12 protein-coding genes are annotated in these 13,244 nt (G+C 59.2%); 6 read left to right on the top strand and 6 right to left on the bottom strand.

From position 1 onward, the window contains the following. The first annotated feature begins 71 nt into the window (after positions 1 to 71). Positions 72 to 2,456, top strand: coding sequence for an outer membrane protein assembly factor BamB family protein (locus tag CDO73_RS11180; protein WP_143536121.1), 2,385 nt, complete (start codon positions 72 to 74; stop codon positions 2,454 to 2,456). 212 nt (positions 2,457 to 2,668) lie between these two features. Here CDO73_RS11180 and CDO73_RS11185 read toward each other — a convergent pair whose 3' ends face one another. Beyond that, on the bottom strand, positions 2,669 to 3,535 hold the full coding sequence (locus tag CDO73_RS11185; protein WP_088488619.1) for an MBL fold metallo-hydrolase: 867 nt from the start codon (positions 3,533 to 3,535) through the stop codon (positions 2,669 to 2,671). A 226-nt stretch (positions 3,536 to 3,761) separates the two neighbouring features. Between CDO73_RS11185 and CDO73_RS11190 the strand changes: the two genes are divergently transcribed. The 4 genes from CDO73_RS11190 (at position 3,762) to CDO73_RS26750 (ending at position 7,994) form a co-directional block, all read left to right on the top strand. Continuing rightward, positions 3,762 to 5,036, top strand: a complete 1,275-nt coding sequence (locus CDO73_RS11190; protein WP_256972655.1) for a PQQ-dependent sugar dehydrogenase — start codon at positions 3,762 to 3,764, stop codon at positions 5,034 to 5,036. 106 nt (positions 5,037 to 5,142) lie between these two features. Beyond that, positions 5,143 to 6,378, top strand: coding sequence for a PQQ-dependent sugar dehydrogenase (locus tag CDO73_RS11195; protein WP_256972667.1), 1,236 nt, complete (start codon positions 5,143 to 5,145; stop codon positions 6,376 to 6,378). 272 nt (positions 6,379 to 6,650) lie between these two features. Next, positions 6,651 to 7,745 (top strand): undecaprenyldiphospho-muramoylpentapeptide beta-N-acetylglucosaminyltransferase, encoded by a 1,095-nt coding sequence (locus tag CDO73_RS11200; protein WP_088488621.1) that lies wholly within the window; start codon positions 6,651 to 6,653, stop codon positions 7,743 to 7,745. Between the two features lie 99 nt (positions 7,746 to 7,844). Next, positions 7,845 to 7,994 (top strand): hypothetical protein, encoded by a 150-nt coding sequence (locus CDO73_RS26750; protein ID WP_179218672.1) that lies wholly within the window; start codon positions 7,845 to 7,847, stop codon positions 7,992 to 7,994. A gap of 141 nt (positions 7,995 to 8,135) precedes the next feature. On the opposite strand, the gene CDO73_RS11205 is transcribed toward CDO73_RS26750, so the two are convergent. Together CDO73_RS11205 and CDO73_RS11210 are read right to left on the bottom strand one after the other, a co-directional pair. Beyond that, positions 8,136 to 9,089, bottom strand: coding sequence for an ADP-ribosylglycohydrolase family protein (locus CDO73_RS11205; RefSeq protein WP_088488622.1), 954 nt, complete (start codon positions 9,087 to 9,089; stop codon positions 8,136 to 8,138). Continuing rightward, positions 9,079 to 9,558: a YfbM family protein gene (locus CDO73_RS11210; protein WP_088488623.1), complete on the bottom strand. Its 480-nt coding sequence runs from the start codon at positions 9,556 to 9,558 to the stop codon at positions 9,079 to 9,081. Before CDO73_RS11210 ends, CDO73_RS11205 begins: the two co-directional genes overlap by 11 nt. Before the next feature lie 498 nt (positions 9,559 to 10,056). Here CDO73_RS11210 and CDO73_RS11215 point away from each other — a divergent pair, with 498 nt between their 5' ends. Beyond that, positions 10,057 to 11,367, top strand: a complete 1,311-nt coding sequence (locus CDO73_RS11215) for an aminotransferase class I/II-fold pyridoxal phosphate-dependent enzyme (protein WP_088488624.1) — start codon at positions 10,057 to 10,059, stop codon at positions 11,365 to 11,367. Positions 11,368 to 11,489: 122 nt separating this feature from the next. Here the strand turns inward: CDO73_RS11215 and CDO73_RS11220 are convergent, their stop codons facing one another. The 3 genes from CDO73_RS11220 to CDO73_RS11230 are packed head-to-tail and all read right to left on the bottom strand — an operon-like array spanning position 11,490 to position 12,828. Next, positions 11,490 to 11,924: a hypothetical protein gene (locus tag CDO73_RS11220; RefSeq protein WP_088488625.1), complete on the bottom strand. Its 435-nt coding sequence runs from the start codon at positions 11,922 to 11,924 to the stop codon at positions 11,490 to 11,492. A gap of 46 nt (positions 11,925 to 11,970) precedes the next feature. Further along, a complete protein-coding gene (locus tag CDO73_RS11225; RefSeq protein WP_143536122.1) occupies positions 11,971 to 12,306 on the bottom strand; it encodes a hypothetical protein in 336 nt (111 codons plus the stop codon). Positions 12,307 to 12,348: 42 nt separating this feature from the next. Beyond that, positions 12,349 to 12,828: a hypothetical protein gene (locus tag CDO73_RS11230; protein ID WP_143536123.1), complete on the bottom strand. Its 480-nt coding sequence runs from the start codon at positions 12,826 to 12,828 to the stop codon at positions 12,349 to 12,351. Between the last annotated feature and the right edge of the window lie 416 nt (positions 12,829 to 13,244).

Genomic DNA, 13,244 nt, shown 5'->3' on the forward strand with positions numbered 1-13,244 from the left:
AGTCGGAAACCGTTATGCGGAAAGCAAGCACGCCGCGAACGGCCGAACTTGATCGACGCGGAGGGAACCAGATGAACCCGAACTTGGCCGGCCCTATTCGCCGGACGATTCTCTATGTTTGCGCCGCCGGGCTGCTGCTTGCGCCCGGCGGATACTACGGCGCGGCGCCGAGCGCGCAGGCCGCGTCCGCCGGCAGCGCGGCGGACGCTTCGGCCGGGAAATATCCGGCGGTCGTCGGCACGGCGAAACTGCGCGCGGAAGCGCCGCTGCTGCGCGCCGAGCCGGGCGCGGACGCGAGTTGGCGGGAGCTGTCCGCCGGCTCTTACCTGCCCGCAGGAGGCGAACTCAAGTTGTTCGCCCGCGAAGGCGACTGGCTGCGCGCCAAAGACCGGACGGGCGCGAGCGGTTGGATTCCGGCTTGGTACGCGAGCGCGGCCGCGTCGGAAGCCCAAGCGACCGAGGCGGTGAAGCTGACGCCCGCAGCGGGAGCGAAGCTCCGTCTCGCGCCAGGCAGCAGGGCGGCATGGGCTTACGACGGCGGACCGCTGGTGTCGAACCTGCGCGTCGGCGAATGGTACGCCGTCTCGCCCGCGACCGGGCGGACGATGACGGGAGAGTACGCGCCGCGTCCTCTGCTTCTGTGGCTCAAGGCCGGCGATGCCGAGAGCAAGCAGCTCGTAAACGGCGGCCTGTTGAAGCCGGAGTCCGGTTATTCGGCGGAACAGATTCGCGAGATGCTGGACGGCCTGCTTCGTTCCGGCGCAAGCGAGCAAGCGGTGCTGGATCTGCTCGGCGAACCTTTGTCCGAAACCGACGCGCGAATGGCTTTCCCGGATCAGCCCGATTCCGAAGGGTTCTATCATTGGACAAGCGGCGGCGTCGATTGGCGTTACGAACGGCCGGACGGGCATCTGATCGTTCGGCTGTCCGACGAAGGCCGGCTGACCGGCGCAAACTGGATTCTGCCGCTCAAGCGGTACGAACAGCAGACCTATTACTCTTGGCTGCAAACGCCGGACTTCGCTTCCGTGTATCGCCCTCTGCCGCTGCTGCCTTCGCTGACGCCGGAAACGGATTGGCGGACGCGGATCGGCACGGATTATGCTTATCTGGAATACGCGAGCGAAGATACCTTGATCGTGCGCGGCGACGACGGAGGATTCAGCGGCATGCACTACAGCTCGATGCTGTACGGATTGGACCGGAAGACGGGCAAGATCCGCTGGATGTTCGACGCCGGTTGGTCGGCGATGTCTTTGATCCCCGATCCGACGGGCGAAAGCTTGACCGTCAGCGGCTATCTGCCGAAAGGAGCTTCGCCAAACGACGCCGGACTCATCGCCCATGTCCGCATGAAAGACGGTTCGCTTTTGTGGACTTATCCGCTGCCGCAGAACGCGCAGACGATTACCCGCGCCGTCGGAAATTCGATCGTCGTGCTGACCGCCGCTGCGGAATCGGACGGCATGGGTACGCTGGTCGCGCTGGAGGAACGTACGGGGAAACCGCGTTGGAAACAGCAAATTCGAGGTCTGCGAAGTTACGATCTGCTGAACGGAGAAGGAACGGGCGATCCTTACGTGCTGCTCGGCCAAGGCAAAAATCTTCGGGCGCTCGATCCCTCCGACGGCCGAACCGCATGGACCGCTTCGTCGGAGAACGGGACGATCGACGGCGGTCAGTCGTTCGCGTTTCCGCCTTCCTCGCCTTCCGCGCTCGCGAAGCCCGACGGCACGCGTTGGATCAAGTTCGACGGCGAAGGCTGGCGCAAGATCGATCTGGCGAACGGCAAGACGCTTGCCCGTTACCCGCTCGACACGGACGGAAGTTTCGAAGATCTCGGCGGCGGCTATCTGCTCGTGCAGGAAAAAGAGCAGATCGCAAGCGGCGGACTCTCCGATTCGCAGACCGATCGCTTGCGGACGAAATTGATCGATGTTTCATCCGGCCGCGAGATCTGGACGCGCGGCGGCGCGGTCGCAAACGGCCTGATCGACGGCGATACGCTGTACGCCGTCGTCGACCGGATTCCTTCGGCGCTGAACCTGAAAACGGGCGGCCTGATCTGGGAAGCGCGCACCAACGGTCTGCATCCGAACCGCGCTTTTACGCACGGCGCCGGTTCGTTCCTGATCGTCGGCGATTATCTGCTGCTTCCTTACGGCGAAGACCTGCTGGCGTTCGAACGCGGCACGGGCCGCCAGCTCGGCCGTCTCGACGGATTCCGCTTCGGCTATCCCGAACTGCGCGATACGTATTCCCGCTCTTCGCTGTTGAACGAAGCCGACGGCAAGATCTATATCGGTTCGGCCAGCCGGTCGTTCGCGGTGCTCGATAAGCCGAAACTGATCGCGCTGCTGGACGAAGCCGCGGCTTCCGGCCGGGGCGTCGACGGCGTGACTCCCGCAAGCCGCGCGGCGGAAGAAGCGGCGTGGTATCCGGCGGAGACCCACTAAGGCGACCGCGCGGACATCGAAAAGCCGACCGGCATCGCTTCGCTCCTCAGGGAACGAATACGGTGCCGGTCGGCTTTTTCCGGTTGCGATCAGATTCTTTTGGCTTGCGCGGTCATACGAAGTACGTGCTCGAACGAAATCCGGTACTTCGCATAAGGCGTTTGCTTCTCGCGAAGCCGCATTTACGTGTTTATTCGAACCGCAGCTCTGCTCTATTTCGCCAGACCGTTCATGAAATAGCCGATCGCTTCTTCCAGATCCTGCGGCAGCGGCTCGGAGTCGCCGATTTCCAACTCCGCGCGCAGGTCGCGTTCGATCGCCGAACGGTCGCGACCATGACGCAGCACTTGACGGGCCAACTGCTCGTAACGGCGCACGTCGTGATAGAAAGCTTCGCGGGTAGCCGGACGGCTGTGGGATTCGACCAGCACGTCCGCGCCGTACGCGAATACGGTGTCGAGCAGCGCGAGGAATTTGCCGGTCGTATAGGCCATCGGTCCGCCGTAAACGGACGGAGCCAGCGCGTCGCCGAGGAACAAGGTTCCTTCTTCTTTGACGAACACGACGCAGGAATCGGAAGCGTGATCGCCGCCCACGTAACGAATCTCGCAGGTCAAGCCGCCCAGATCCACGTCGATGAAGCGTTCGAACACGATGTTCGGCTCCTCCACGCGAATCCGGCTCAGATCGCCTTCGTATTCGGCGAGCATGTCGCTTCGCGTCCGCTCGCTCATTTGCCCTTCCGCGATCAGGCGGTCCAGCGTCGCTTCGTTCCATTCCAAGCCGGCGAAACCGCGCAGAATATCGGCCGTCTTCCGCTGCGCGATCGTCGGCAGGCTCCATTCGGCCAGACCGAAAGAGTGGTCCCAGTGATGATGCGTCAATACCATCATGTCCGGTTTGCGTACGCCTTCGCGTTCCAGATACTCGCGAAAAGCTCGAGCGTGCGCGGACGAATTGCCGCCGTCGATCAGCAGCGTGCGGCTGCGCCCCGCCACGGCAGCCAACAGAGGACGATCGGTCCCGTCCTCGGCGTGCATGACGTAAATATGTTCACGGATACGTTCGAATTCAGACATTGCGTTCAACCTCCAACATGCGATTTGAAAACGGATCGAAAAACAAGCGCGGTTCGTTTCCTCTGCCGGAACCGAATCCGCCGCCCTGTTTTATTTTACCATCGCGAAGGCCTTCCACCAAATGCGTACGGCGCGAAGATTGCGGACGGGCTTATCGGGTAAAACACAGGTATACCGGCACGATTCGCCATCCCCCGGACGGATCGAGGCGGGAAGGAGGCTTTTCATGAACACGTATTCGAACATGTACGACGGATGGCTCCGAGAACGCAAAAAATGGGCCGTTCTGCTGCTGGCGATTCCTCTGGCCGCCTGCGGCGGTCATACCGGCGCTCCGTCCGGTTCCGTGCCGCAAGGACAGTCGCCCGTGCAAACGCCGGAGAACGGGATCTCCCCCGGCGGAGAAACCGACGAACCGACGGAAGCCGGAACTCCGACGGACGAAGAAGCGCCGAAGACCGACGCGGAGACTTCGGACGATACGTCTTCCGCGCCGCCTGCCGAAAGCGAAGACGTGACCGCGAACCTGACCGGCGAAACGGAGACGATCGCGGACCGTCTCGATACGCCTTGGGCGATGCAGTTCGACGGAAGCACGATCTACATGACGCTGCGGGGCGGTTCGATCGTCAAAGTCAAAGACGGCGAACAGATCGAGCAGTCGATCACCATGAACTCGAGCGTGCTTGAAGAAGGCGAATCGGGACTGCTCGGCCTGGCATTGGCTCCCGACTTCGCCGATTCGCGCGAAGCTTACGTCTACCATACGTACGGACAGGGCGACGGCATGCGCAACCGCGTGATTCGGATCAAAGAAAATTCCGACGGCACGCTTTGGAGCGAAACGGCGCTGCTGCTGGACGATATTCCCGGCGCGCGGGTTCACGACGGAGGACGGATCGCGTTCGGTCCGGACGGGATGCTCTATGTGACAACCGGCGACGCGCAGCAGGAGAGCTCGGCGCAGGACACCGCAAGTCCGGCCGGCAAGATTCTGCGGATGACGCCGGACGGCGACGTTCCGGAAGACAATCCGATCGAAGGTTCGTACGCGTATACGTACGGACATCGCAATTCGCAGGGCATCGACTGGCTCGAAGACGGCACGATGTACGCGTCCGAACACGGGCCGAGCGGCAATCCGGGCGGGCACGACGAGATGAACGAGATCGAGGCCGGCGGCAATTACGGTTGGCCGGACGTCATCGGCGACGAGACCGGCGAAGGATTGATCGCGCCGCTCTATCATACGGGCGATGAAGCGATCGCGCCTTCGGGCATCGCGGCGACGCCGGACGGCAAGCTGCTGGTCGCGAATCTCGCCGGGCAGAGCCTGATGCGGTTCGATCCGAAGACCGGCGAGATGACCGAAGTGATCGCCGGTCTCGGCCGGATTCGCGACGTCGCGGTGCAGGGCGGGCAGATCTACATCCTGACCAACAATACGGACGGACGCGGCATGCCTTCCGACGGAGACGATCGTCTGCTGCGTCTGAAATAACAAAAAAAACTCCCTTTGCCGACAAATCCGTTCCGAAAACGATTAACGTTCGAAACACCGGGTAAAAATGGAAAAAGAGTAAAAGAGGAGGCTGATTCACTTGTCCGTGTCCGGAACGAAAACCAAAGCATTGACGGCAGCGCTGCTGCTCGCGGTACCTTTGTCGGTGTACGCGTCCGATCGGGAAGAAACGGCGGAAGCGCAAAAGCAGCAGGTCGCGCAAACGCAGGAAAGCCTTAAACCGGTTCCGCTCGGCACGTCTTCGATCGCGGCGTCCGGCGCGGCTCTGGTCGCGACTTCCGGCGCTTCGGTCGCGGCGGCCAACAAGATCGGCTTGGTCGATTCCCTTCAAGACGGCTTGGAGATCACGATTGCGGCTACCGGGTTGAAAGCGCCGTGGTCGATGCAGTTTGCCGGAAATAAGGTCTATATCACGCAGCGCGGCGGCGGGATCATCGAAGTGAACGACGGCAACGAGAAGCTTCAGGAAGTCCGTACCAAGAAGAAGCTTCGCGTCGAAGGCGAAGCGGGATTGACCGGTTTCGTCCTCGATTCGAATTTTGCCAAAAACAAATACGCCTACATCTACCACGCTTACGAAGACAAAGGCCAACCGCTGAACCGGATCGTCAAGGTCAAACTCGTCAACGGCGTCTGGCGCGAGCAAAAAGAACTGCTGGCCGGCATTCCCGGCGGGCGCATCCATGAAGGCGGACGTCTGGCGATCGGTCCCGACGGCATGCTGTACGCCACCTCGGGCGAGACCAACAAGCGCGAGCTGTCGCAGGATCGTTCCAGTCTGGGCGGCAAAGTGCTGCGCATGACGACGAGCGGCTTGGTGCCCAAAGACAATCCGATCCCGAAATCTTACGTCTACGCTTACGGATTGCGCAATCCGCAAGGTCTGGCTTGGACATCCGACGGCACGCTGTATGCTTCCGATCACGGTCCGAGCGGCGCTCCGATTCCGGGCGGCGGGACCGACAAAACGGGCCGCGACGAGATCAACGTGATCAAAGCGGGCGCGAATTACGGTTGGCCGCTCGTCACGGGTACCGAGACGGCACCGGGAATCACGCCTCCGGCTTACGTGGCCGGCGATCGCTCGATCGCTCCTTCGGGCATCGCGTCCACGCCGGACAACAAGATTCTCGTCGCCACGCTGGCGGGTCAAAGCCTGAAAGTGTTCGATCCGGTCACGAAGCAGATGAGCGACCTGCTGACCGGCGAAGGCCGCATACGCGACGTCGCGGTGCATAACGGCCAAGTTTACGTGCTGACCAACAATACCGCCGGAGGCACGCCGGGGCCGGAAGACGACCGGCTGCTGATCTTGAAATAACGCGGCAGCCGCCTGATCCGAACCGATACCAAGTCGTTCAACGGCGCGGATCTGTTCGCGATCGGCACGAACGAGCCGACAGCCGAGAGGCCGATCCTTCAGAGGATCGGCCTCTTGGCTTTTGCGGCGGTCGGACGTACAATAGAGCTTGCGCGTTATGGCAGGTCTTTCGTTTGCCGCATCGCAAAAAGGCTGCACGAGCTTCAAGCACGCCCGATTCGCGGCCTGCCTGTATCCTATCCATGTCCATCATCTAAGGAGAGTTTCCCTTCATGACATCGAATCCCCCATCGAACTCCCATAAACGCATCGTTCTCACCGGAGGCGGATCGGCCGGACACGTCTCGGTCAATCTGGCTCTTATTCCCGCTCTGCGCGAGCAGGGTTGGTCGATCGACTACATCGGTTCGGAGACCGGCATCGAGAAAGAGCTGATCGAAGGATTGCCCGGCGTCTCTTATCACGCGATCGCGACCGGCAAGCTTCGCCGCTACTTCTCGCTGCGCAATTTCTCGGATCCTTTCCGCGTACTGAAAGGAGTCGACCAGTCGCGCCGCCTGATCCGTCGGCTCAAACCGTCGGTCGTGTTCTCCAAAGGCGGCTTCGTCTCCGTGCCGGTTGTACTCGGCGCTTGGATGAACCGCGTGCCTTCGCTGATCCACGAATCGGACTATTCGCCGGGCCTCGCCAACCGTCTGGCGCTGCCGTTCGCCGAAGCGCTGTGCACGACTTTCCCCGAGACGGCCGCCTCGGTCAAAACGGGCAAAGCCGTGCAGGTCGGCTCGGTCGTTCGTCCCGAACTGAAAAGCGGCGACGCCGCGCTCGGGCTTGAGCTGCTCGGCTTCGACGGCGTCAAGCCGGTGCTGCTCGCCGCCGGGGGCAGCCTCGGCTCGCGGGCGCTGAACGCCAATCTGCGCCGCAACCTCGACGCGCTGCTGAAACGCTTCGACGTCGTGCATCTGTGCGGCCGCGGCGGTCTTGATCCGCAGCTCGAAGGGCTGGCCGGATACCGCCAGTTCGAATACGTCAACGAACGGATGGCCGATGTGCTGGCGGCCGCCAATCTGGTATTCAGCCGCGCCGGTTCCAACGCCATCTTCGAATATCTCGCGCTGGGCAAGCCGATGCTGCTCTGTCCGCTCGGTCGCAATCAGAGCCGGGGCGACCAGATTCTGAACGCGGATTCGTTCGTCCGCGCCGGCTACGCTCTCAGCATCGACGAAGACAATTGGAGCGACGAACGCTTTATCGCCAAGCTCGACGAGCTGCACAGCAAACGGAGCCGCTATATCTCCCGAATGCGTCAAGCGGAGAGCGGCGATCCGCTCGAACGGCTGCTGGAGAAGATCGAAGCTTCGGCGGGATAAACCAGACGGCAGCTCGGCCGTAACGCTTCTTCCCCATCTTTCGTTTAGGTTTAGAGAACCGATTCTCTGAACCTGGCATTTAGGGAGGGAGGAAATGCTTTGCTTGATCCGCAAAAATGGGACGCGTTCACGATGAAGCTTACCGAGAAGTGGATTGCCGTTCCCCGCATCTATCGCGTCTGCCTTATACCCGGCATCCTGCTGGTTATCGCTCTTTTAGGTTGGATCGGCTATTTCCGACGGTTATAGAAAGAAAACATGTTCCGGCCGTCGTCAACGGCGAAAAAGCCTGCTTCTACGCGTGTAGAAGCAGGCTTTTTTTATTCGGCGGCTATGACGACAACCGGCATGAAAGCGTTCCACCGATCGGGAATCGGCCTTGCGGCCCGGCTATGCCCTTTTTTCCAATACCGCTTCCCACTGTTCGCACAGTGTCCGCAGTTCGTCCAGCTTCGCGATCCGCGACAACCATTCCTCCGGAATGCCGGCTTCGCCGTACAGAATCCCCGCCAAGCCGCCGACGACGGCTCCCGTGGTATCGGTATCTTCGCCCAGATTGACGGCTTTGAGCGCGGCTTCGCGATAGCTGCCCGTCGTCAGCAGGCACCAGAGCGCCGCTTCCAGCGTATCGACGACGTAACCGCTCGAACGGATATCTTCGCGGCGAAGATCCGCCAGACCGCCGTTCAGCACCCGTTCGAACGCCCAGCGTTCTTCGTGCTCCGCGTAACGTTCCTCGATAGCGGCGATCCCTAGTCGATACGCTTCCGCCGCCGGCAGCCCGTCCAGCAGCCGAAGCGCGATCTCGACATAGATCAGGCAGGCCAGAATCGATCGCGGATGCCGGTGCGTGATCGACGAGACTTCCGCCGCCAGCCGATCGCGTTCGCCGACTTCCATGCCGCGCGTATAGAAAGCCATCGGCAGAATGCGCATCAACGAACCGTTGCCGTTGGACTGTTCGCGCGTCAGTCCCGCGAATTTCGCCCAGACCGCTTCCGTCCGGTAACGTTCCAGCGCTTCGCGCGTCGCGTTGCCGATATCGAACAGCTCGCCGTGCGGCGTCATATAGCCGCGCGTCATCCAACGCACGAACCGTTCCGCCATGTCTTCGGTATCGCAGGCGGGCCGCAGCGTCAAACTTTCGACCGTACACCAAGTCATCGTGCTGTCGTCCGACCAAGTGCCCGGCGGTTGGTTGTACGTTCCGTACCCTCTCATCTCCGTCACCGGATCCGCATCCAGTGCCGCGCGCGACCGGAACTCGACCGGCACGCCGAGCGCGTCCGCGACCGTCAGTCCCAACAGAGCGCCGCTTAACTTCGAGTCGCGTTTAGGCAACATAGATCAACATCGCTTCGCCGGCTTCGGCGGCCGCCCGGTAATGGTCGCGCATCGGTTGGTAATAGCCCATCAGATAATCGAGTTCGCCTTCGTCGTTCCAATCCGAAGCCGGATAGACCGGCGCGTCGTTCATGTCGTCCGGATCGAAGTTGCCGGTCAAGGTCTGCGGGTCGGTCGCTTCGAGCGCGTCCGAGACTTCCCGCACCTGCTCCGGCGTCAGATAACGCACGATAATATCCTCTTGTTCTTCTTCGTTGATCGGTCTTCCGCCCATCAGCGCTTCGGCCAGCGGAGCTTCTCCGCCCCACGGGTCGCCGCACAGCAGGTAATGCAGGCCGTGCCAAGCTTTGTCGAGATCCAATTCCGCGCCGTCTTCCCCGTGGATATAGTCGTACAAGTCTTCTTTCCCTTCGATCAACGCCGCCAACCGCTGCCGGTCGATGCGTTTCAAATAACCGATCATGCCCATTTCGTCATCCTCCTTTTCGAATCGGAGCTTCTTCCGTTCCCGAAATCTTATCACAGGCAAAAGGGAACTCGTGTTCTTGAAGCCAGTGTAGCGAATTCGCGAGCAAAAATCAAAACCGGTTTCCCGGTATTCGAAAATCGGCAGTCGCCCTCTGCGGAAAACGGTCCACCCGGCTTCCGGCTCGTCTGATCCTTCTGCGGAATCGTTGTCCTTCTTTCGCAGACACCGAACCGGATCGCGGATAAGGCGCCGATTCGAGCGTTACCGGATCGGACCCTTGACTGCCTGTTAAGTCGCTTTCCGCACGAAAAGTTAACACGGAACTCCGAACATTCGGAATACGACTCGTTCTTTCCCCATGGACAAATTCTTAACGAATCGGCAAAAAAGGCGGCGCGGCGGGCGAAAAAAGCCAAAAAATCCGGGCATTTTCCGTGACGCGGTCATGGGAGAATGCTATAATTGACGCAATTCAGTTTGGAAGGATGACGACACGCAATGAACCCAATGGCTGAACAATGGAACCAGAAGATCAAAGCGGGAAACGCGCATGTTTACGACATGCTGTCGGGACTCGGACGGGAAATTTATTTCCCTAAAGAAGGCATTCTGAGCCAGTCCGCGGAAGCGACCGCTCACGCCAAGAAATATAATGCCACGATCGGCATCGCGACCGAAAACGGCGGCCCGATGCACTTGAACGTGATTCAGGATAAACTGTCCGCGTACAATCCGAAAGATCTGTACGGCTACGCGCCTCCTGCGGGCAAACCGGAACTGCGTGCCGCTTGGCGCGAAAAGATGATCCGCGAGAACCCTTCGGTCGAAGGCAAAAGTTTCGGCAACCCGATCGCGACCAACGCGCTGACGCACGGTCTGAGCATCGTGGCCGACCTGTTCGCCGACGCCGGCGACGCGGTCGTCTATCCGGACAAGAACTGGGAGAACTACGAGCTGACTTTCGGCGTCCGCCGCGGCGCGAAGATCGTCAATTACGAACTGTTCACCGCGGATATGAAATTCAACGCCGAAGCGTTCCGCAAAGCGCTGCTGGAGCAGAAGGAAGCGGGCAAAGCCATCGTGCCGCTGAACTTCCCGAATAACCCGACCGGCTACACGCCGAGCGTGCAAGAAGGCGAAGAGATCGTGTCGGCATTGCTGGAAGCGGCCGAAGCCGGCATCAATCTCGTGGTCGTGACCGACGACGCTTACTTCGGTTTGTTCTTCGAAGATTCGCTGCACGAATCGCTGTTCGGCAAGATCGCCGACCTGCACCCGCGCATTCTCGCGGTCAAGATCGACGGCGCGACCAAAGAAGAATTCGTCTGGGGCTTCCGCGTCGGCTTCATCACGTACGCGTCCGATAACGCCGACGTGCTGGCCGGTCTCGAGCAGAAAACGATGGGCATCATCCGCGCGACCATCTCCAGCGGCCCGCATCCGTCGCAGACGTTCGTGCTGGACGCGCTGAAATCGCCGGAATTCGACGCGCAGAAGCAGGAGAAGTTCCTGATCATGAAAGGCCGTGCGAACAAGGTCAAAGCGCTGCTCGACAGCGGCAAATACGAAGGCGTCTGGACGTATTACCCGTTCAACTCCGGCTACTTCATGTGCCTCAAGCTGAACGAGGGCATCGAAGCCGAAGCGCTGCGCCAACGCCTGCTGCACGAATACGGCGTCGGCACGATCGCTCTGGGCGAGACGGACCTGCGCATCGCGTTCTCCTGCATCGCGGAAGAGAATCTGGAAGATCTGTTCGATCTGGTGTATAAAGGCGCGCAAGAACTTCAGGGCGCCAAAAACGTATAGGATCCATCAACGTTTGCCGAATCGGCAAAACGCCGTCGAAGCGGAAAGCTTCGACGGCGTTTTTTGTTGTTTGCTTTTCGTTTGCGGCCGGCTTTGTGCCATGCGCCTAACCTATCGCCTTTTTACTTCGCAAACTCTAATTGATCGGAATTTTTCTTTTTGACAGCCAACGGGATTTCCGTGTCTTTATCATTCTCGTCGAACGATAACATGTCGATCTTGAGTTCGGCATCCCGCAGAAGCGGTCGCCAATCCGGCTGTTGCGCTCTTACCGCGATATCGTTCAGCAGACCTTGTACGACGTTTTCCCGTTCGGCGCGCGTCGGCATGTTTTTCGGGTCGAAACGCACGGCGATATGAAGCACTTTATCTTTGGTTTGGTAAAGTTCATCGGAGAATATGACGGTATCCGGATATTGTTCCATCAGATGCAGCGTGGCTTCGTTCACGGCTTTGCTTCCCTGCCCCGTTTCAAGGAACGGCGTATTCTTGGTGCATGCCGTCAGCAGCGATATCCCTAGAATCAGGGTCGTGAGCAGCGCCGTTTTATTTTTCATGAACCGGCCTCTTCTCCTCCCTATTGCCGCCGGAACGACGGCTTGATCAATCGATCGTTTGAACAACCTCGCCTTCCGCGTCGATCAACCGAATCTGAGTCGGCGCTTGATTCAGATCCGCTCCGCCGATCTGCAATTTCCGTCCCCCTTCGACTTCGTATTCCCACAGATACAAACCGGACCCGATATCCGTATGCTTATACTTTTCGAAGGTATCCCATTTTACCGTTCCTCGCTCGATCACGGCGTTTGCCTCGTTGACCGTTAGCATCACGGCTGGCTGGGCTTGAGCCTCTTTAGAGACCGGATTGCAGGCCGCCAGCGAAAGCAGCATAACGCCTAATCCTATACCGAGAAAAACAACTTTTTTTGCAGGGTTCATCTCCTGATCACGCTCCTTGTTCAGGGGTTTTACGCCAAGCGGTCAAATGTTCAGATCGGCGATTTCTTCGGCAAAACGCTGTTTTGCGCTTTGCTTGAGCCGTTCATGGATTTCTTGCTCTTCTTCGTTTTCCTCGAGCCTTTTTGTTTGGGCACTATCGTTTTCCAAGTCGAATTTCCCGTTATTCATATTGATGACCGCATAATCGCCGTTCGTGTTCGCTTTCAAATAAAGGATATACTTCGAGCCCGGTTCGATTTCGCGATAATTTTCCATCGTAACTTTCTGAATCCCCTGCTCTTGCTTAATTAAGGCAGCAGGCTCCAGAATCTCTAATTCTTCTTGTTCCCGAATCGTATCGGCGGTCGGTTGTTTAAGGATTTTCCGTAGGGTGATCGGCGTCTTGGTGCAGAAACCCGACAGCGCCGGCGGAAGATCGCTCCGGGCCTCGTCTCGCTCCGTGTAGTTTAGTACATGTTCGCGATCCTCGAATCGGGTACGTGTCTCCGCGACGACGATCAAATCCGCCTCTTCGAATAAAGAAGGCTCGTCTTGAAAAATCTCGCTATTCGCACGGATCGAGACGGTCGGAACGCTATCCGCTTCTTGATCGGAATCCGTTATATGTACAGCCGAATTCCCGCATCCCGCGACGAAGACTAAAAGAAATGAAACGAATACCAAAAACGGACTTCTTCTCATATCCGGGTACTCCTTGGTTTGCTTGGATTCTCGATAAGCTCATGCCGACCGTTCTAATGTATTTTACATCCATATTAACTATTATATATCCGATAAGGAATTAAGGCTAATAGAGATCCAAAAAAAGCGGTCGGGCTGTCGGGAAAGTCGCTTAAACAGACAAAACGAGGCGACTCCGAGCGCCATCCGCTTCTGTAGGCTGAGCAAGAGCTGCGCTAACGGAACGTCGATTCCTT

It is taken from the genome of Saccharibacillus sp. O23, assembly GCF_002205895.1.
Lineage (GTDB): Bacteria > Bacillota > Bacilli > Paenibacillales > Paenibacillaceae > Saccharibacillus.

Bases quoted from the DNA above. Each gene is read 5' to 3' on its own strand.
- CDO73_RS11200 (WP_088488621.1), top strand. From the start codon at position 6,651: ATGACATCGAATCCCCCATCGAACTCCCATAAACGCATCGTTCTCACC.
- CDO73_RS11210 (WP_088488623.1), bottom strand. From the start codon at position 9,558: ATGGGCATGATCGGTTATTTGAAACGCATCGACCGGCAGCGGTTGGCG.
- CDO73_RS11190 (WP_256972655.1), top strand. From the start codon at position 3,762: ATGAACACGTATTCGAACATGTACGACGGATGGCTCCGAGAACGCAAA.
- CDO73_RS11225 (WP_143536122.1), bottom strand. From the start codon at position 12,306: ATGAACCCTGCAAAAAAAGTTGTTTTTCTCGGTATAGGATTAGGCGTT.
- CDO73_RS11180 (WP_143536121.1), top strand. From the start codon at position 72: ATGAACCCGAACTTGGCCGGCCCTATTCGCCGGACGATTCTCTATGTT.
- CDO73_RS11215 (WP_088488624.1), top strand. From the start codon at position 10,057: ATGAACCCAATGGCTGAACAATGGAACCAGAAGATCAAAGCGGGAAAC.
- CDO73_RS11205 (WP_088488622.1), bottom strand. From the start codon at position 9,089: ATGTTGCCTAAACGCGACTCGAAGTTAAGCGGCGCTCTGTTGGGACTG.
- CDO73_RS11185 (WP_088488619.1), bottom strand. From the start codon at position 3,535: ATGTCTGAATTCGAACGTATCCGTGAACATATTTACGTCATGCACGCC.
- CDO73_RS11220 (WP_088488625.1), bottom strand. From the start codon at position 11,924: ATGAAAAATAAAACGGCGCTGCTCACGACCCTGATTCTAGGGATATCG.